The following is an 18,486-nucleotide window of genomic DNA, read 5'->3' on the forward strand; positions in this document are numbered from 1 at the left end:
CAGCCATGAAATCACTATTCAAAAAACAAGAAACGTCATTTACCTATCATAAGTATTTTCATTTTGCACAGGCTAAATGGGCTCAGAAAATGGATGTACTTCTAAATGGTCTTTCCAGAAGAAAGCTCATTTGCCTGTTGGTATTATTTACGATTTTCACAACAGCTTACTTTGTCTATAACATTTATGCGGCATTCTCAAAGAGTAACAATCTAACGGTTCAAAACACCACCGTAATTGCAAAAATTAAAATTAATAATTCGAAAAAATAAGGCCATGGAACATAAAACAATATCGCTTAAAGAGGCAAAAAAACGAAAAATGCTATTGGTTCTGCCGTTAATAACACTTCCTTTCATTACTATACTGTTTTACACTTTAGGAGGAGGACAAAAAGAAGCGATTGCAGATGCAGACAAAATTCGTAAGGGATTCAATTTTACGCTTCCAATTCCAAAATTTACACCAGATTCTGCGCTCGATAAAATGAGTTATTATGATCAGGCGGCCGTAGATTCTGTAAAATTTCAGGAACAGATAAAAAAAGATCCCAACTATTCCAATAAAAAAGTATTGGAAGAACCCTTTGGTGCATTTTCTGAAATTGATTTTCAGGCGCAGGAGCTGCCGAAAAAAAGAACGGGTTTTAATTCGACTTCGTTTCAGAGTACAAGTGAGAAAAAAGTTTACGAAAAACTAGAAGCCCTCCAAAAAACAATTAGTAAGCCCTCCGTGCCTGATCGTTATGGTCAGGATATGCGAGAATTTGAAAACTACGGTTCATCCAAAGGTGTATCGGACGAGATAAAGGACCTGGAACAGCTGATGAATACGATGGGCGAATCACAGGAGCCCGACCCGGAACTCCAACAGCTTGGGGGAATGCTTGAAAACATACTGGATATCCAGCATCCATCCCGTGTGCAGGAAAGACTCAAGGAGTCTTCAGCGAGTAAAAAAGGAAAAGTCTTCACCGTTAACCGTAGAAAAGAAGAAGATAATGTGACGTCACTTGGACAGGACAATACCGATCTGAGTTCTATAAGGAGCAACTCTTTTTATACTGTTGATGAGAATATAGAGCAGGAGGAGCACCAAAATTCAATTCAGGCTGTTATCCACCAGACCCAAACCATTGTCAACGGATCTGTGGTTAAGCTCCGACTGAGTAGTGATATATTTCTTCAGGGAATTGTGATTCCCAAAAATACATTTATATACGGAATGGCCTCCCTGAAAGGAGAAAGACTGGAGATTAAGATTGATAATATCCAGTATCGAAATTCAATTTTCCCGGTACAATTGACGGTGTATGATATGGACGGTATTGATGGAATTTATATTCCAGGAGCTATAAACCGGGATGTAGCTAAGGCTTCTGCAGACAGGTCTATTCAGGCCCTTGGACTTACAGGAGTTACGGACTCCTGGGGAGCGCAGGCGGCAGGAATGGGAATTGAAGCTGCAAAAAGCCTGATAAGTAAAAAAGTAAAACTCATTAAAGTGGTTGTTAAAGCCGGTTATCAGGTATTGCTTTTTGATGAGAAACAAAAGAATTTGAAAAATTAAAAAATTAAAAGATGAAAATTAGAAACTGGACTTTTATGTTATGCTGTCTTATGACAGTGTTATCGGGCTTTGCGCAGTTCGTAAATAAAGATGATGGTGTAAGTCAGGACGAATTTAAAAAGCTGCACATTGGATATTCGAAAACCACCAGTATCGTTTTTCCATATGCCATCAAAAGCATTGATAAGGGAAGCCCGGATGTTTTAATTCAGAAGGCCAAAGGGGTAGAGAATATTTTACTGGTCAAAGCGGCAAAGCAGAATTTTACCCAGACCAATCTCACAGTTGTAACAGCTGACTCGAGGTTATATGTATTTGTTCTGAGCTATGATGAATCATGCCCTGACTTAAATATTAAAGCTGATCATACGGCTGTAGTTAATGGGGATATTTTGTTTTCGCTTGATAACGAAAATCAGAAGAAAATAGAACAGTGCGCTTCCCTTGCATTATCCAAAAAGAAAAAGACCAGCGGTTTAAAGAAGTTAAAGTTTCAGATAAGTCTGGAGGTAAACGGTATTTTTATTCATCAGGATGTTCTGTATTTGAGGGTAGTGTTTGAAAATAAATCGAAAATCAACTACGATATAGATCAGCTTCGTTTTTTTATCAGAGACCAGAAAAAATCAAAACGCACTGCATCGCAGGAAATAGAAATAGAGCCTTTGTACCAAAGTTCATCAGCTGCTGTGATTCCTTATAAGTCTGAGGTAATAAAAGTGTATGCACTCGAGAAATTTACAATTCCCGAGCATAAGTATCTGACAATCCAGCTCATTGAAAAAAGCGGCGGGAGACATTTAGAGCTTGATGTTGATAATAAGCTGACTGATAAAGTATTTCCAATTGAAGAATTCAGCACTCTCAGCTTTAAACGTTAAAACATTATGATAATAAATATAGCTGATACTGAAATGTTGTTGTCGTTAGCTGAGGAAATGGCATCTTACGGATATCGCTGTATAGCATATCCTGTAAATATGCTAACCGATAGCGATACTATTCAGTTCTTTAAATCATCAATGGGAGCGGAGGATTATTGCCTTGTTGGAGCTAACGATGTAGATTATTTTAAAAGTATGCCAACAGATTCGCTTATAAATAACTTAAAGATAGTTATGAAAAGCGAAATTGATACCGCCACACTCTTGATCTTACCGCATTTGCCCGTTTGGAAAGGGATAAGAAGAAAATTTTAGAAAATAACTTAAATACAAACATTATGAATCAGAAAAATTTAGAGTTCTTAAAAGACCAGTTAAAATACACTGGCTTTGGAGAAACATTCGAACAGGACTTGAAGGAGAAAATGCTTAAAGGGGAGACAGAATTTACGCTAACGAAGGAAGGTGTCTATGGAGCAGATTCCATGACTGCAGTGTTGAATTTTAAAAAATCAGATCAGACCGATTTATATTTTTTTAATTCCTACCACGTGAACCTTAAAAAAGAAGATTCCAAAGACGCGCTGGAACAGACTTTTTATATCAATAACAACAGCAGCAGCATTACACTTAAGGAAGCTTACAATTTATTGGAAGGCCGCTCGGTAAATAAAGATTTAAAAACCAAAGAAGGAGAGGTCTATAACGCCTGGCTGAAAATTGATTTTAAAAATTCTGAAGAAAGTGGAAATTTTAAACTCGAGCAATATCATCAAAATTACGGATATGATTTGGAAGGGGTTCTCAGCAAATATGCAATCAAGGAACTTGGTAATGCTGATCATAAAGAAAACCTCTTAAGCTCACTAAAAAGAGGAAATCTACAATCTGTAACTATTAAAATTGACGGATCTGATAAGAAACATTTTATACAGGCTGAACCTCATTTTAAAACGATAAAAATGTATGACGAAAACATGCAGCGAGTAAACAGCCGTGAAACTAAAGAGCAAAAACAATCAGAGAGTGAAGGGAAATCAACCGCCAAAGAGTCCAGACAAAATCAGGATAATGCGAGCGAGGATATTTCATCGGAGAAGAACAAGACTAAAAGCAAAAGGAAGGCGAATTCGTTATGAGCTAAAAGAGAATTTAAATTGTAAAGATGGGGCCACAGATTAGAGTTAACAGAGTTGAAGCGGATTTGCGCGAATGGAAAGCAAGGGAAGAACATCTGGCAAAATTGTTTTCTGCAAGCCCAACGATTAACACCGCACTTCTTAAAGAAAGAATCAAATATTATGATTATCTCTTTTATAAATTTAAAGCTACAGTCAACATTGAGGAAAGGTTAATGCTGCAGATCCTTAAAAAAGAAAAAAAAGGTATGCTTGTAACGCTTTACCCCAATGTTGTACTCAGGCTCCTGAAGACTATTTCTAATTTGCTTTCAGGTATAACTCCTGAAAATAGTTCTTATGTCCAGCGGATATCAAATAATAACAGCTATTTAGATAGTAAACTAAAGCAGATAGGTTTTACCGATGTTTTTAAAAAAGTACAAGACTGTATACAAAATGGGGAATCAAAATTTTCGATTCCGGTTTCCTATTATATAAGTGAAAAAGAAAGAATTGAATATAGGCTTGATTTTAGTAATCAGGATGGCGGAAGATATCAATTTGACGGTTATAAGGCCACATTGAAAAATGATCGTAAGCCTAATGAAGAGCGAAGTTATTATTTTAAAACTAATGAAGAAAATAACTTTAGTCTGAAAGAGGTTTACAATTTGCTGGCTGGAAGATCCGTTAAGAGAGACGAAAAATGGTTTCAGTTTGATCTTAACGATAAAGACGTTGATGGAAATTATCGCTTGAAAGAATTCCAGGAAAGCTACGGCTATAGTATTGAAAAAGCTTTATCCCGGCTGCCATTAAAAATTTCGGACCCATCAGAACTTACTGCCATGATTAGTTCGCTCAAAGAGGGCGGTAGGGAGGAGGCAGCATTGCTAAAGGACCAAACGGAGCAAAAGATCTTTATTGAAGCTGATCCGCATCACAAATGTCTCATTGCTTATAGTGAAAGCCAAAAAAGAATTTCTCTAACAAATAGATTGGAGAAAAGTACAGAAAGGGGAAAGCCAGAGAAAAAAAATCATGTAGTACAGGAAAGCATTAAAAATAAAAGACATGTGAGAAGTAATAGTTTATAAGATTAAATGCTATGGAAAATTTAAAACCTCTATCTGATTTTTTTACTGCTATTGAAAATGATTTTCGGATAAGTACCACACATATCGCTATATATGCTGCCTTACTTCAATACCGTGCTGATAAGGGTTTTATTAACCCAATTCAAGTTTACAGACATGAAATAACGCCAAAAGCAAAAATATTATCTGCCTGTACTTATCATAAATGTATACGCGAATTAAGTGAATATGGATATATTACATATGAACCATCATTTAAAAAGACGCAGGCTAGTAAAATTTATTTTATGAGTTAGATAAAAAAGTATTAAATCGAAAAGCCCTTAATTGGGCTTTTTTTTGTTAGATCGATAAAGCAATGAAGAAGATAAAAAAGTTAAAAAAGAAAATTGTAGATGAAGATCATATAATTAAAGAAACTTTTGATGAAATTGATAAAGTAAGAGAACAGAAATTAGTAAATTTATTTATTAAAATAATTGTTTCAAGCACCTTAAAAGAGTTTTATGAAAAAGGCGATAAGATATCTGAGATTCAGTCAGATTGGGCAGAGTAACGGCTCGATCGAAAGACAGGAAATGTATACAGATCAATGGATAAAATCAAATGATATTGAATTAGTCGATACATTCATTGACAGAGGAAAAAGTGCTAAGACATTTGATCGTCCCGATTTTATTAAGCTTCAGGAGTTTATTTCAAAACATTATAAAAATGTTGATTATCTTCTGGTTGATCAACTGGATAGGTTTAGCCGCAACGCTGGAGAGGCTATGAGTCTGGTAAAAACTCTTCAAAATAAATATGGAATTCAGGTAGTTAGTGTTTCTGAAGGGATTATTTTTGATTATGATACCCCAGGAAGTTTTTTTAGAGCTGGTTTACAGCTTTTATTGGCTGAGGAGGATAATATTAATAGAAGTATAAAAATTAAAGGCGGACTTTATACTGCTCGTGCTAAAGAAGGTCGTTTTGTTCATAATTCACCGCCTTTTGGTTATAGAAAGGAGGGACTAGGAAAGCAGCGAAAACTTGTTGTTAATGAGAAGGAAGCTAAAATAGTGAATTTTATTTATGATGCTTATTTACGTGATGTACCAGCTACAATGATTAAACAAATGGCAGCAAAACTGGGTTTTAGTCGATTGGGAAATGACGCTATACACAGAGTATTAACTAATTCAGTTTATGCAGGTTTATTAAAAGTTGAGGCTTATAAAGAACATCCGGGAGGATTATTTCCCGGTATTCATGAACCAATTGTTGATATTAATGTATGGAAGATGGTTCAGAGCAAGATGATAAAACCGGATAAAGTTAGAACAATTATTGATGATCAAATGCCTCTTCGTGGTGTTTTAAAATGCCATTGTGGAAATTTACTGACAGGTGCGCCTTCTCGTGGTAAATCTGGAAACTATTTTTATTATTATAAATGTAAATGTCCAAAACATAATAATATAAGCGTTGTAAAATCGCATGAGCAATTTTTAAAAATTTGTGAATTAATGAGTCTATCTAAGAGGAACGTTGATCAAATTAGGGAAGGATGTGACCGTTCTGTAGCTGACGAATTAAAAAATAATAAGGAAAAAGCAGAACTAAAAAGACAGGAATTAGAAGATACAGAAAAAAAAATGTTTCTGTTAGAGGAGAAATGGATTAATAGCGAAATCAATAAGGACACTTATGATAGATGGTATGCCACATATAAATTTACAATTGAAAATAATAAGGAATCTATAAAAAGATTAAGCGGTAATTCATCTGAGGCTTTTAAAATCCTGCAAAAACATTTAGAAGTAATGACAGATGTTTCAAATCTGTACAACAGTGGAGATACCTTAGATAAACGAGAGTTTGTAAAATTGGTGTTCGACAGCAATTTGTACTATGAAAAAGGTATCTATCGAACACCTACAATGCATCATGTTTTTGCTGTTAATCACTTGGTAATGAGAAAGAAAGGTTTGCTTTTTTATGAAAAAAAACGGGATAATTTTTCAATTATCCCGTCGAGTGGAGTCGCCGGGAATCGAACCCGGGTCCAAACAAGCAACTAAAGAGCTTTCTACACGTTTATTTCCTGATTGGATTTTCGATGTTAAGCTAGGTCAGGAACAACCACTCAACACTTATCTTCTTAATTTCGATCTCCACCCGAAGCTCATGGAAATCTAGGTTTATTTTTACGGTTCCCCTAAACTGACCGCCACAAACCAAGGCTTTCAAGGAGAATCCAGCTTCCCTATCTTATAGGGACGTGGCTAATCTTACTATAATTCGGATTATGCAGCTAAAGCGTAGTTATTTTCGCCGTGTAAAATTGTAAGATCTTATATTTACGAGCAAGGTCTCAATGCTCGACGTGCTTACTTTCCAATTCGACTTGCTGTCAAAACCAGTCGACCCCAAAAATGAGTTTGCAAATTTATACTATTTGCGCTTAGATAAATAATAAATTTTACTTAAAAATTATATTATTCTTCATCCCTGAAATTAAAAGGGTAATCTCCAAATATTGGCGCCAGTTTACGAACCGCATAAGTGTTTCTGGTCATTTTATTGGATAAGGCAATAATCGTAACATTTTCTTTCCTTAAAGTAATGTAAGAGGAGGTGTTACCATGCCACCAGCCATTATGAAAATAGAAATTTTGTCCCGTTTCCCAATTGATCATTCGGATACCTAAACCATAATTTTTTGTCCCTTTTCTTTCGTTGCTATAACCCGTATATACTTCTTTTAATAAAGCAGGTTTCAAAAAGTCAGGTGAATTTCTTGCTCTGTCAAATTTTAAAAGATCGCGTACTGTCGAAAATATGTTTTTATCTCCGTAAACATTATCCAGGTAATCAAAACCAATTTCGGCACCATTTCCTTTATATGAAGGAACAATCGTTTTTCTTTCTTTATCATCGTCAAAAACATAGGTATGTGTCATGCCTAAAGGTTTGAAAATGATTTCAGACATGGCTTCTTTATATTGTAAGCCTGTAATTTTTTCGATGATAAGGGCAAGCATGGCATAATTGGTATTGCAATAGCCAAAACGTGTTCCTGTTTTGGATTCCAGTCCAATGTCTTTTGTGGCTAAAATATCTAAAATATCCTGATTGGTAAGCTGATTGTGTCTGTCCCAAACCGATTTGTCGTGATCTGTAAAATAGGCATAATTACGCATACCACTGCGATGCGTTAAAAGCATTCGAACCGTACAATCTTCGTATGGGAAAGTTTTTAAGATTGTATTTACTTTTTGATCTAATTGCAGTTTACCCGCATTGACTAATTTCAATACCGCCGTTGCAGTTAATACTTTACTGACAGAAGCAATTTGTACAGGTGTTTCTGCCGTTATTTTTGTGCCTTCATTTTTGTTGGCATATCCATTATATCTTTCAAAAATAATCTGACCATTGCGCGCAACAAGAAAGCTTCCGTTCATGCTGTTGTTTGGCCAGTTTTTATTGTAAAAATGATTTATTCTCCCTTTTACTGAATTTATATAGGCCTGTGAAATTCTTTTTTCAGGACCTAATGGCTTCATTCTTGGCATTGTATCTTCAACTGTTGAAGCGGTATCAACACTTGTTTTTTTATCTTTTCCGCATGAACTTAAAACTAAGATTAGAAAAAGTATTTGTGGTATATTTGTTTTTTTTAGGAGACTCATTTTCATCATTCTTTAAAAACAAATATATAGAATTCAATATTTATGTTTTCGGTTTTTGACTCTTTCAGAAATCTGATTTTAACATTGTTTTAACTTCTTTTTTTGTTAGTCGATTGTACATCAGCTATTAGCGTTATAAAAATGTTTAAAAAGAGAAAATAACAACAAAATTTTAACTACTTTTGTTATATTTGAAACAAATTGAATCTAAAAAGTTATATTAATATCTATTTTAATCTCGTATAAATGAAATTTGGAATTATAAAAGAAAGAAAATCCCCACCAGACAGACGGGTAGTGTTCTCGCCAAGTGAGCTTGCTAAATTAAAACAGCTTTATCATGAAGCCACTGTTGAAGTTGAAAGTTCTGATATTCGAATTTTTACTGATGTGCAATATAAAAGTATGGGCATAACAGTGACAGATGATGTATCTGATTGCGATGTTTTATTTGGAGTAAAAGAAGTTCCTGTGGAGAATTTGATTCCAAATAAGGCTTATTTCTTTTTTTCGCATACCATAAAAAAGCAGCCTTATAATAGAAAATTGTTGAAAGCAATTTTAGAAAAAAATATCGATTTATACGACCATGAAACTATTGTGGATGCTGAAAATCGTCGTTTGATTGGTTTTGGAAAATATGCCGGAATGGTTGGCGTTTACAACGGAATTCGCGCTTTCGGAATAAAATTTGAATTGTTCAAATTGCCTAAAGCAGAAACACTGGCTGGAAAAGAAGCTCTAATCGAGCAATTAAAACGTATTACTTTACCGCCTTTAAAATTTGTACTTACGGGAACTGGAAAGGTAGGAAGTGGCGCAAAAGAAATTTTGGATGCTATTAAAGTAAAAGAAATTACTGTCGATAATTATTTGACCAAAAATTATACGCAGTCGGTTTATGTGCAATTGGATGTTTTAGAATACAATAAACGAATAGACGGACAGGTTTTAGATTTCAATGATTTTACCTCACATCCTGAAGCATACGTTTCTGATTTTGAAAAATTCACGAAAGTATCTGACATATATTACGCAGGTCATTTTTATGACAATGCAGCACCAATGATTTTAACTCAGGAAATGTTGAATGCAAGTGATTGTAAATTGAGAGTTGTTGCTGATATTTCATGTGATGTTAAGGGGCCAATTGCCTGTACGTTGCGTTCTTCTACTATTGAAGAACCTATTTATGGTTATTTCCCATTAGAAAATAAAGAAGTTGATGTTTTTCATCCTGCTGCAATTGTAGTAATGGCGGTTGATAATCTGCCATGCGAAATTCCGAAAGATGCAAGTGAAGGTTTTGGAGAGCAATTTATGGAACATGTTATTCCGGCATTTTTTAACGGAGATAAAGACGGAATTCTACAAAGAGCCAAAATTACTGAAAAAGGAAAATTGACTCCAAGGTTTGCTTATTTGCAAGACTATGTCAATGGTTAATTATTAATGGTTAATTGTAAATTAATGATTTGATCTAATAAAAAGGGTTTTATAGAAGTCTAGACTTCTATAAAACCCTTTTTATTATTGAAACTAACATAATTGTTCGCTATTAAGAAGTGACTTTTCTTTAGTTGAAGTGACGCAAACCAAATCAATTAATAATTCACCATTCACCATTAACAATTAAATCAAACCATCTCTTCCGGTTTCACCCAGGCATCAAAATCTTCTGGAGTTACATAACCCAAACGAACTGCTTCCTCTTTAAGAGTTGTTCCGTTTTTATGAGCGGTTTGTGCTATTTCTGCGGCTTTATAATATCCGATTTTAGTGTTTAAAGCCGTAACTAACATTAAGGAGTTGTCTACTAATTCTTTGATACGTTTGTAGTTTGGCTCGATTCCCTGAGCGCAATGTTCGTCGAATGAGATACAAGCATCGCCCAATAATCTTGCTGACTGAAGGAAATTTGCCGCCATAACCGGTTTAAAAACATTCAATTCATAATGGCCCTGCATTCCGCCAATAGCAATTGCCATATCATTTCCGATAACCTGAGCACAAACCATGGTTAGGGCTTCACATTGCGTTGGATTTACTTTCCCTGGCATAATAGAAGAACCCGGTTCGTTTTCAGGAATATGGATTTCACCAATTCCGGATCGCGGTCCTGATGCCAGCATTCGAACATCATTGGCAATTTTATTTAAAGAAACAGCCAATTGTTTTAGAGCACCATGCGTTTCTACAATGGCGTCATGTGCTGCCAATGCTTCAAATTTATTCTCTGCCGTTACAAAAGGATGATTGGTGAATTTTGCAATATATTCGGCAACTTTTACATCGTAACCTTTTGGGGTATTTAAGCCCGTTCCGACAGCAGTTCCGCCTAATGCGATTTCTGATAAATGAGCTAAAGTATTTTTTAAGGCTTTTAAACCAAAAGACAATTGAGCGGCATATCCTGAAATTTCCTGACCTAAAGTTAAAGGTGTAGCATCCATAAGGTGCGTGCGGCCAATTTTTACAACATCCTTAAATTCGACTGCTTTTGCTGCTAAGGTTGCATGTAATTTCTCAACTCCCGGAATAGTTGTTTCAACAATGACTTTGTAAGCTGCAATATGCATTCCAGTAGGGAAAGTATCGTTTGAGGATTGTGATTTATTCACATCATCATTAGCTTTTATGAATTGTTCGCCTTCGCCAATTTCAAAACCTTTAAGAACCTGAGCGCGGTTGGCAATAACTTCATTTACGTTCATATTGCTTTGTGTACCTGAACCGGTTTGCCAGATTACAAGCGGAAATTGATCGTCTAATTTTCCTTCTAAGATTTCGTCGCAAACTACTGCAATAGCATCTCTTTTCTCTATAGGCAAAACTCCAAGATCGTAATTTGCATAAGCAGCCGCTTTTTTTAGATACGCAAAACCTTCAATGATTTCTGGTGGCATTGAGCCCGATGGTCCAATTTTGAAATTGTTTCGGGAACGTTCTGTTTGAGCGCCCCAATATTTATCAGCCGGGACTTGTACTTCGCCCATGGTGTCTTTTTCTATTCTGTATTTCATTATATAGGTGTATTTATTATTGTATGATTAAAAAATGAAAGATCTTTTGAAAATGAGTGCCCTAGCCCTGGTGGGAGGGAAAATCTTTTTGTGGTGGGGTTCACCACAAAAGATTGGAAGGACAGCAGTACCAGCTCCTGAAAATACTCATCTTCTTCTATTTGAGATTGTTCAACAAAAACGAGGTTTCTCATATCAAAAAATCCTTATTTAAAATGAGTTTAAATATACGGATAATTGTGTTTTTATAAAAATTGAGTTGGATTTTATTGCTAAGGAAAAATATAAAACTTACATTTGTCCTTACATTCAAAAATTCCGGAAAACATGTTTGAATTTTCACAGTACTTAGGCTTTTTACTTTTCTTGACCATACTAACTATAGGATTTTGGTTGATGTTTTTCTTAGTTGGTTTCGTATCTTATTGGGTTACGGGAGCAAGCTGGGAGATGTTCAAAGAGAAAAGAGCAAAAAAGAGACAAGAAGAGCAATCAATTTAATTTTAAATTGACTTCATAAAGAAAGGACCCGTTTATACGAGTCCTTTTTTTGTGAAAAAAATCCAATAAAAAAAATCCAAATTCCAATCAGTAATTTGATTAATTGGAATTTGGAATTTTTATTTTTGGAATTTAACTAAGTTTATCCAGGAAATTCTCCTCCACCATCACCTTCATTTCTAGGCTGTGCATTCTTTTCTCTGTCGCTTTTAGGTTTGTTGAAACGATAAGTAAACGATAAGTTGAATTGACGTTTACGGAATTGCATTTCACTGTATGAAGTTTGATAATCAAGATAAGTGTATGATTTCATGATTCTTGAGTTGAAAATATCGCTTATATTGAAAGCAATGGTTGCTTTGTCTTTTAAGACATCTTTACTGAAAGCGGTATTCAAACCAAACATGCCCAGATTTTTACCTTGTGCTGTTTTTTGCTCACCATTGTACATTCCGGTTAATTGCCAGTCGATTTTGTACGGCAATGTAATTTTAGAACTAATTCTTGCAAACCAAGAATTGGCCTGATTGTCAAGATTTTGTACTATAAGATCACCATTTGTATCTGTGTAACTGTTCTCTCCGGTTGTTTTTACATTATAAAGATTGAAGTTACTGTTTAATCTCCACCACTTAAAAGGAGTGTAATTCAGCGTAAATTCGAAACCAAATTTCTGTTCTTTTCCTAAATTAATGGGTGTACTTTTAATAACCGGAACACCATCAATATTTTCGCCTGGTGCGGGAGTTACGACCTCGCCATCAGGAGTTACAACTTCACCTGTAGGGAATCTCACGAAGCTAAAAACATCTTTTGTATCTTCAAAATAAGCTGATGTATTGAAAGTTACCTTATCCCATCTTTTTATAAATCCTATATCATATTTGTCAGTTAAGGAAGGATCTAAATCCGGATTTCCCTGAAAAATATTAACGTTGCTTGAATAGTTTACCGCCGGGTTCATGAAACGTCCTCTTGGTCTTGATAAACGTTTACTATAACTGGCAGTGAAATTGCTTTGATCTGAGATTTCATAACTAACAAAAGCACTTGGAAACAGATTGTTGTATTTTTTTGTATTGAAATCGTTAGTGTCTAACAAGTTAACCTGAATATTGGTATCTTCCCAACGTAAACCAAATAAATAAGAGAATTTGTTTACTTTAAATCCGTACGAAGTATAAAGTGCATTAATGTTTTCTTTGTACTCTAAGTTGTTTGATAAATTTGGAATTGCGCCATTTTCATCACGAACGTAATATTCATTATTTAAATCTCCAAAACTTCCTTTATATCCAGCTTCAAATTGACTTCCTTTACCTAAAGGCAAAACATAATCAGCTTGTAACTGAACTTGTTTCTGAACCTGATCGTTTAATGTATTATTAAAGTTGTCAGATCCTGTGATAAGGCTGTTGCTGTCGTCTGTGTTTCTTGAAATAGAGAAATCAGCAGTCAGTTTGTGTCCTTTATCATTAAAGTTCTTAATTAAATTTGAAGTAAACTCTACATTTTCGCTTCCTGTATCACCGTTATTTAGACGATAAGATGTACCTGTAAAATTACGATCTGCATCAAAATTTTGGTAATTGATGATGTCTTCATCTTCACCTGAATTTTTTTGATAGTTGATGGCATTGGTCCAGAAAGTGGTTGGTGTGATTGACCATTCTATTCCGGCTCTCCCATTAAAACCGTCTCTGGTTCTTTTTGTGTCACGATCTTCGTCTAAAAAACCTGTTGTAGCTCCGGTAGTTTTGTCGAAGTATTCAGAAGTAGTTCCACCACCACCTTCATTGGTTCTGTAATTATAACCTGCAGTAGTGAAGTAGTTTAATTTCTCTGTTTTGTAATTTAAATTAGCACTTAAACCATACGTTTCAGGAATTCCTGTTGAGGCAATAAAAGTTCCGTTGAAACCTTGGTTTTTACCTTTTTTAAGGATAATATTAATTAATCCTGATCCACCTTCAGCATCATATCGTGCTGATGGATTGGTAATAACTTCAACTTTATCAATCGCATCTGCAGGAAGCTGACGTAAAGCTTCTGCAACATTTATAGCATTTGATGGCCTTCCGTCAATTAAAATTCGGATATTATCACTTCCTCTCAAACTAACATTTCCTTCCGTGTCAACAGAAACTGACGGAACATTGTCTAAAACATCACTTACAGTTCCGCCTTTTACTATCATGTCCTGACCAACATTATAAACTTTTTTGTCTAGTTTAATTTCAACTGTTGATTTTTCGGAACGAACAACAACTTCACTCAATTGTGCTGCATCTTCTGATAAATTTACAACTCCTAAATTAGTATCGCCTGAAATGTTTTTTCCTTTAATTTCGTTTGATTTAAACGAAATAAATTCAACTTTTATATCATAAGTGCCAGGAGCAACAGCTACTTCAAATTCACCTTTTGGGTTGGTGATTCCTCCTGCAATAACTTTGGTGTCGTTTGGAGCCATGATCGAGATTGTAGCATACTCAAGTGGTTGTTTACTAACTTTTTCGAATACTTTTCCGCTAACTTTTACCTTGTTTTTACCTGTAGGCGGCTGCTGTGCATAGTTGTAAAAACTTGTCAAGAAAAGAACAAGTAATACAGCAAATTTGATTTTTTTCATTGTTATTTTTGGTTTCATTTACTCTTAGACCGCAAAAGTAGCTTTTGGTTTAATGAATGAAATCACAAAAAAATGTTAATATGACACTTTATATTCAATCTAAAAAAGAAGCGACCAAATCTAAATCTCTTCCAATAATCGCTTTTCCGTCTTTTATTACAATTGGACGCTCGATTAAAATTGGATTGTCAATCATTGATTGAATGATTTGGTCGTTGGTCAATGTTTTTCCCTTATAATTTTCAATCCAGATTTTTTCTTTAGTTCTGACTAATTGAAGTGGTTCAAGACCTAATTTTTCCAGTAAAACTTTTAAATCATCAAATGTTGGAGTCTCTGTTAAATAGGGAATGATTTCATATTCCTGGTTAGCCTGGTCCATAAAAGCAAGGCAGGTTCTTGATTTTCCACAACGTGGATTATGATAAATTTGTATCATTTTGTTATATTTAGGATGTTGTAAGAATAGTTAATGCAAAAAAAGGTATTTTAGCAACACCAAAAGTAAGATTTACTTATTAAATTGAATCCTCATTTTTAAATTTTAAAATATGTTTTTAGAACAGGGAATTAAACCACAAAACAAATTTTGGCTCTATCTAGTCGGATCCGTTTTAATTATTATTGCATCTTTTATAGGACAAATTCCTTTCTCTGCAGCACTTTTATATTCCAGTTTTGTAAACAAAAAAGCTTTCCCTACGGACAACGCTGGAGCTATGAGCATTTTTGATCCCAATCTTACTTTGTTTTTGATCATGATTTCTTTTGCTTTTGCTTTCGCAGGAATTTACCTTGTTGTGAAGTATTTGCATGATCAAACACTTTTGTCCGTAACGACATCACGTAAAAAGATAGATTGGAACCGTATTTTATTTTCATTTGTGTTATGGGCTGTATTTTCAGCTCTAAGTTTTTGGGCAATCTATATGAGATCTCCAGAGAATTTTGTCTGGAATTTTAAACTGCTGCCTTTCTTAATTTTAGTTGTAGTGGGTACAATATTTATTCCGATACAAACGAGTACTGAAGAATATGTTTTTAGAGGATATTTAATGCAGGGATTTGCTAATCTGGCTCAAAATAGATGGTTTCCGCTTCTGATGACTTCGCTGATTTTTGGATCAATGCATGTTTTTAATCCTGAAGTTGCAAAAATGGGTTATGTTATTATGATTTATTACATTGGAACCGGATTGTTTCTGGGAATCATCACGTTAATGGATGAAGGAATGGAACTGGCTTTAGGTTTTCATGCTGCTAATAATTTGGTTGGAGCTATATTAGTTACTTCAGATTGGTCAGTGTTTCAGACCTATTCTATCTTTAAAGATATGTCAGAGCCTTCAGCCGGACTGGATGTGATTCTGCCTATTTTTGTGGTTTACCCAATTTTGCTTTTTATTTTTGCCAAAAAGTATAAATGGAGTAATTGGAAAGAAAAATTAACAGGGAAAATTAGTATCTTAGAGACATCAAACTAAATACTTATGTTAGAATTAACACACAAGAACGTTCACAACCATTTTCGGATAAATGGATACCATTTAAATGCAGCTGATTTGTGCCGGGTGGCTTATGATTATATAAAAGAAGGTGATGTAAATGAACAGGCTATAGGCGAATTTTTACTGGATTGGTTCGATAATAAAGACTATATCGAAATGAGAACTTCGGGGACAACCGGACTTCCTAAGACTGTAAAATTAGAGAAACAAGCTATGATTCAATCGGCATTGGCTACTGGAGATTTCTTTGAATTAGAGCCTCGTAATAAAGCTTTGCTGTGTTTGCCGGTAAAATTTGTTGCCGGTAAAATGATGTTGGTTCGAAGCTTAATTTTAGGTCTCGATTTAGATGTCGTAACACCAAGTACAGAACCGTTAGCGCTAAATGAAACCAAATATGATTTTGTTGCAATGGTACCTTTACAGGTTCAAAATTCGATTGAAGAATTAGTAAATGTAAAAAAGTTAATCATTGGAGGAGCAAAATTGGATTCGGCCCTTGAAGCTAAATTATTGCCTTTGAAAACAGAGATTTACGAAACCTATGGTATGACAGAAACCATTACCCATATTGCTGCGAAAAAATTAGGGGAAAGTGTTTTTACTGTTTTACCAAATGTAAAAATAGCACAGGATGATCGTGGTTGTCTGGTGATTACAGTACCGTCAATTTCTGATGAGCCGATTGTTACCAACGACTTAGTTGAAATAATAAGAGAAAATCAATTTATCTTTTTAGGAAGAATTGATAATGTGATTAATAGTGGAGGAGTGAAGCTGATTCCTGAACAAATAGAAGCAAAGCTGATAGAGAAATTAGATTCCAGATTTTTTGTGACCGGAATACCGGATGTTACTCTGGGAGAGAAATTAATTTTGGTTATTGAAGGGGAAAAACAAGATTTTGCTGCTGATTTTTTTGATGTTTTAGATAAGTACGAAAAACCAAAAGAAATAGTTTTTGTTCCGAAATTCAAGGAAAATGAAAACGGAAAATTACTAAGAAAGCCAAGTTTGCAATCTTAAAAAGATAATTTATTATAAAAAAGAAAAATCCCAAATTCCAATTTAATATCTGGAATTTGGGATTTTTTTATTTTGGAATTTAAATCTAAGCTTTACGTTCTAACAACGCCATGTAAAATCCATCAAAACCAGACTCAGAGGCCAAGATTTTACGATCTTTTATGAATGTAAATTGTTTTCCGATTTCAGTTTTTAAGAATTTCTCCACTTGTTCCTGATTCTCTGATGGCAATACAGAGCAAGTGGCGTAAACTAATTTTCCGCCTGGTTTTACAATTTTAGAATAACTCTCTAAAACTTCACTTTGAACTTTACGGATATTATCAATAAATTCAGGTTGTAATTTCCATTTCGCATCAGGATTTCTTTTTAAAACCCCCAAACCGCTACATGGTGCATCAATTAAAACACGGTCCGCTTTTTCGTGTAATTTTTTGATCACTTTTGTAGTGTCAATAATACGATATTCAATATTAAAAGCGCCATTTCTTTTCGCTCTTAATTTTAATTGTTTCAATTTGCTTTCGTACAAATCCATTGCAATCAATTGTCCTTTGTTTTCCATTAAAGAAGCAATATGCAATGTTTTTCCTCCGGCTCCGGCACAAGTGTCAACCACACGCATTCCTGGCTTTACATCAAGAAAACCGGCAACCAATTGTGAGTTAGCATCCTGAACTTCAAAAAGTCCCTGTTTAAAAGCATCTGTTAGAAATACATTTGCTCTTTCTTTTAAAACCAAAGCTTCCGGCTGATCTTTTAAATATTCTGTTTCAATATTTAAATCCATCAAGGTGTTTCTTAAGTTTTCTTTAGTTCCTTTAAGAGTATTGGTTCTTAAAATAACTTTTGCAGGTTGATTCTGAGCGGTAATTTCTTTCGACCAAACGGCTTCGCCAAGTTCTTTTACACCCAATTCATCCATCCAGTCCGGAATAGATTCTTTTAATGCTCTGGTTTTTGAAAGTTCGTCAAAACGGCCTTTTATTTTTCTTTCAGGAGTGCCTTCCAATTGTCTCCAATCCGGAATAGGATATCCTCTCAAAACTGCCCAAACAGCAAACATTCTCCATAAATTGTCTCTGTCAAAAGGTTCTTTAACTTCGGCAATTTCAGCGTATAATCTTTTCCAACGAACAATTTCGTATATCGTTTCAGCAACAAATTTCCTGTCAGAACTTCCCCAACGTTTGTCTTTTTTTAATGCTCTTGCTACCACTTTATCTGCATATTCTCCTTCATTGAAGATAGCATTTAAAGAATCGATGGTAGTATAAACTAAATTTCTGTGTAATCTCATTTTAATTATTTGAGTTGCAAAGGTACTATTAATTGATTGAAAGTTAAATTTTTAATTTTGATTCTTATTTTTCGACTTTCAGTAAAAGAAAAAAAAACACTCTGATAAAGTTTAAAAGAGTGTTTTTCTGCGTTATTTTAGGGATGAT

At 34.6% G+C, this 18,486-nt stretch carries 18 protein-coding genes and 1 other RNA gene; 13 read left to right on the forward strand and 6 right to left on the reverse strand.

The window, feature by feature from the left end; translation table 11 throughout:
* The first annotated feature begins 5 nt into the window (after positions 1–5).
* The 9 genes from Q7C23_RS11335 (at position 6) to Q7C23_RS11375 (ending at position 6,734) form a co-directional block, all read left to right on the forward strand.
* A complete protein-coding gene (locus Q7C23_RS11335; RefSeq protein WP_375032628.1) occupies positions 6–272 on the forward strand; it encodes a hypothetical protein in 267 nt (88 codons plus the stop codon).
* A gap of 4 nt (positions 273–276) precedes the next feature.
* Positions 277–1,569: a conjugative transposon protein TraM gene (gene traM / locus Q7C23_RS11340; RefSeq protein WP_375032629.1), complete on the forward strand. Its 1,293-nt coding sequence runs from the start codon at positions 277–279 to the stop codon at positions 1,567–1,569.
* 11 nt (positions 1,570–1,580) lie between these two features.
* Positions 1,581–2,450 (forward strand): conjugative transposon protein TraN, encoded by an 870-nt coding sequence (gene traN, locus Q7C23_RS11345; protein WP_375032630.1) that lies wholly within the window; start codon positions 1,581–1,583, stop codon positions 2,448–2,450.
* Positions 2,451–2,456: 6 nt separating this feature from the next.
* Positions 2,457–2,768: a hypothetical protein gene (locus tag Q7C23_RS11350; RefSeq protein WP_375032631.1), complete on the forward strand. Its 312-nt coding sequence runs from the start codon at positions 2,457–2,459 to the stop codon at positions 2,766–2,768.
* A 23-nt stretch (positions 2,769–2,791) separates the two neighbouring features.
* Positions 2,792–3,592, forward strand: a complete 801-nt coding sequence (locus Q7C23_RS11355) for a hypothetical protein (protein ID WP_375032632.1) — start codon at positions 2,792–2,794, stop codon at positions 3,590–3,592.
* Positions 3,593–3,618: 26 nt separating this feature from the next.
* Positions 3,619–4,671, forward strand: a complete 1,053-nt coding sequence (locus tag Q7C23_RS11360) for a hypothetical protein (protein ID WP_375032633.1) — start codon at positions 3,619–3,621, stop codon at positions 4,669–4,671.
* Positions 4,672–4,682: 11 nt separating this feature from the next.
* On the forward strand, positions 4,683–4,967 hold the full coding sequence (locus tag Q7C23_RS11365) for a hypothetical protein (RefSeq protein ID WP_375032634.1): 285 nt from the start codon (positions 4,683–4,685) through the stop codon (positions 4,965–4,967).
* A gap of 62 nt (positions 4,968–5,029) precedes the next feature.
* Positions 5,030–5,227, forward strand: coding sequence for a hypothetical protein (locus Q7C23_RS11370; protein WP_375032635.1), 198 nt, complete (start codon positions 5,030–5,032; stop codon positions 5,225–5,227).
* The gene (locus tag Q7C23_RS11375; protein WP_375032636.1) at positions 5,178–6,734 is read left to right on the forward strand and encodes a recombinase family protein; all 1,557 of its coding nucleotides are present in this window, start codon (positions 5,178–5,180) and stop codon (positions 6,732–6,734) included. Before Q7C23_RS11370 ends, Q7C23_RS11375 begins: the two co-directional genes overlap by 50 nt.
* On the opposite strand, the gene ssrA is transcribed toward Q7C23_RS11375, so the two are convergent.
* Together ssrA and Q7C23_RS11385 are read right to left on the reverse strand one after the other, a co-directional pair.
* Positions 6,689–7,084: a transfer-messenger RNA gene (gene ssrA / locus Q7C23_RS11380) on the reverse strand. The two genes, Q7C23_RS11375 and ssrA, sit on opposite strands and share 46 nt — an antisense overlap.
* Before the next feature lie 67 nt (positions 7,085–7,151).
* Positions 7,152–8,354 carry a serine hydrolase domain-containing protein gene (locus Q7C23_RS11385; protein WP_375032865.1) on the reverse strand — a complete coding sequence of 401 codons (1,203 nt, stop codon included), beginning with the start codon at positions 8,352–8,354 and terminating at the stop codon, positions 7,152–7,154.
* A 240-nt stretch (positions 8,355–8,594) separates the two neighbouring features.
* Between Q7C23_RS11385 and Q7C23_RS11390 the strand changes: the two genes are divergently transcribed.
* Complete coding sequence (locus Q7C23_RS11390) at positions 8,595–9,794, forward strand: NAD(P)-dependent oxidoreductase (protein WP_375032637.1); 1,200 nt, start codon at positions 8,595–8,597, stop codon at positions 9,792–9,794.
* Between the two features lie 191 nt (positions 9,795–9,985).
* Here Q7C23_RS11390 and fumC read toward each other — a convergent pair whose 3' ends face one another.
* Positions 9,986–11,371, reverse strand: a complete 1,386-nt coding sequence (gene fumC, locus Q7C23_RS11395) for a class II fumarate hydratase (RefSeq protein ID WP_375032638.1) — start codon at positions 11,369–11,371, stop codon at positions 9,986–9,988.
* A 34-nt stretch (positions 11,372–11,405) separates the two neighbouring features.
* Here fumC and Q7C23_RS11400 point away from each other — a divergent pair, with 34 nt between their 5' ends.
* Positions 11,406–11,585 (forward strand): hypothetical protein, encoded by a 180-nt coding sequence (locus Q7C23_RS11400; RefSeq protein WP_375032639.1) that lies wholly within the window; start codon positions 11,406–11,408, stop codon positions 11,583–11,585.
* A 429-nt stretch (positions 11,586–12,014) separates the two neighbouring features.
* Here Q7C23_RS11400 and Q7C23_RS11405 read toward each other — a convergent pair whose 3' ends face one another.
* Positions 12,015–14,504 (reverse strand): TonB-dependent receptor domain-containing protein, encoded by a 2,490-nt coding sequence (locus Q7C23_RS11405; protein ID WP_375032640.1) that lies wholly within the window; start codon positions 14,502–14,504, stop codon positions 12,015–12,017.
* Positions 14,505–14,598: 94 nt separating this feature from the next.
* Positions 14,599–14,943 (reverse strand): arsenate reductase family protein, encoded by a 345-nt coding sequence (locus tag Q7C23_RS11410; RefSeq protein ID WP_375032641.1) that lies wholly within the window; start codon positions 14,941–14,943, stop codon positions 14,599–14,601.
* 112 nt (positions 14,944–15,055) lie between these two features.
* On the opposite strand from Q7C23_RS11410, the gene Q7C23_RS11415 reads away from it, so the two are divergent.
* Both Q7C23_RS11415 and Q7C23_RS11420 read left to right on the forward strand, forming a co-directional pair.
* Positions 15,056–15,988 (forward strand): lysostaphin resistance A-like protein, encoded by a 933-nt coding sequence (locus Q7C23_RS11415; RefSeq protein WP_375032642.1) that lies wholly within the window; start codon positions 15,056–15,058, stop codon positions 15,986–15,988.
* Positions 15,989–15,994: 6 nt separating this feature from the next.
* Positions 15,995–17,038 carry an AMP-binding protein gene (locus Q7C23_RS11420; protein WP_375032643.1) on the forward strand — a complete coding sequence of 348 codons (1,044 nt, stop codon included), beginning with the start codon at positions 15,995–15,997 and terminating at the stop codon, positions 17,036–17,038.
* 85 nt (positions 17,039–17,123) lie between these two features.
* Here Q7C23_RS11420 and Q7C23_RS11425 read toward each other — a convergent pair whose 3' ends face one another.
* On the reverse strand, positions 17,124–18,338 hold the full coding sequence (locus tag Q7C23_RS11425) for an RsmB/NOP family class I SAM-dependent RNA methyltransferase (protein ID WP_194656942.1): 1,215 nt from the start codon (positions 18,336–18,338) through the stop codon (positions 17,124–17,126).
* Between the last annotated feature and the right edge of the window lie 148 nt (positions 18,339–18,486).

Source organism: Flavobacterium sp. LAR06, from assembly GCF_041946075.1.
GTDB lineage: Bacteria > Bacteroidota > Bacteroidia > Flavobacteriales > Flavobacteriaceae > Flavobacterium.

What these genes read in the sequence shown, in the direction of transcription:
- Q7C23_RS11370 (WP_375032635.1), top strand. Translation starts at nt 5,030, where the DNA reads ATGAAGAAGATAAAAAAGTTAAAAAAGAAAATTGTAGATGAAGATCAT.
- Q7C23_RS11385 (WP_375032865.1), bottom strand. Translation starts at nt 8,354, where the DNA reads ATGAAAATGAGTCTCCTAAAAAAAACAAATATACCACAAATACTTTTT.
- Q7C23_RS11355 (WP_375032632.1), top strand. Translation starts at nt 2,792, where the DNA reads ATGAATCAGAAAAATTTAGAGTTCTTAAAAGACCAGTTAAAATACACT.
- Q7C23_RS11335 (WP_375032628.1), top strand. Translation starts at nt 6, where the DNA reads ATGAAATCACTATTCAAAAAACAAGAAACGTCATTTACCTATCATAAG.
- traN (WP_375032630.1), top strand. Translation starts at nt 1,581, where the DNA reads ATGAAAATTAGAAACTGGACTTTTATGTTATGCTGTCTTATGACAGTG.
- Q7C23_RS11375 (WP_375032636.1), top strand. Translation starts at nt 5,178, where the DNA reads ATGAAAAAGGCGATAAGATATCTGAGATTCAGTCAGATTGGGCAGAGT.
- Q7C23_RS11360 (WP_375032633.1), top strand. Translation starts at nt 3,619, where the DNA reads ATGGGGCCACAGATTAGAGTTAACAGAGTTGAAGCGGATTTGCGCGAA.
- fumC (WP_375032638.1), bottom strand. Translation starts at nt 11,371, where the DNA reads ATGAAATACAGAATAGAAAAAGACACCATGGGCGAAGTACAAGTCCCG.
- traM (WP_375032629.1), top strand. Translation starts at nt 277, where the DNA reads ATGGAACATAAAACAATATCGCTTAAAGAGGCAAAAAAACGAAAAATG.
- Q7C23_RS11405 (WP_375032640.1), bottom strand. Translation starts at nt 14,504, where the DNA reads ATGAAAAAAATCAAATTTGCTGTATTACTTGTTCTTTTCTTGACAAGT.
- Q7C23_RS11410 (WP_375032641.1), bottom strand. Translation starts at nt 14,943, where the DNA reads ATGATACAAATTTATCATAATCCACGTTGTGGAAAATCAAGAACCTGC.
- Q7C23_RS11365 (WP_375032634.1), top strand. Translation starts at nt 4,683, where the DNA reads ATGGAAAATTTAAAACCTCTATCTGATTTTTTTACTGCTATTGAAAAT.
- Q7C23_RS11400 (WP_375032639.1), top strand. Translation starts at nt 11,406, where the DNA reads ATGAAAGATCTTTTGAAAATGAGTGCCCTAGCCCTGGTGGGAGGGAAA.
- Q7C23_RS11390 (WP_375032637.1), top strand. Translation starts at nt 8,595, where the DNA reads ATGAAATTTGGAATTATAAAAGAAAGAAAATCCCCACCAGACAGACGG.
- Q7C23_RS11350 (WP_375032631.1), top strand. Translation starts at nt 2,457, where the DNA reads ATGATAATAAATATAGCTGATACTGAAATGTTGTTGTCGTTAGCTGAG.
- Q7C23_RS11425 (WP_194656942.1), bottom strand. Translation starts at nt 18,338, where the DNA reads ATGAGATTACACAGAAATTTAGTTTATACTACCATCGATTCTTTAAAT.
- Q7C23_RS11420 (WP_375032643.1), top strand. Translation starts at nt 15,995, where the DNA reads ATGTTAGAATTAACACACAAGAACGTTCACAACCATTTTCGGATAAAT.
- Q7C23_RS11415 (WP_375032642.1), top strand. Translation starts at nt 15,056, where the DNA reads ATGTTTTTAGAACAGGGAATTAAACCACAAAACAAATTTTGGCTCTAT.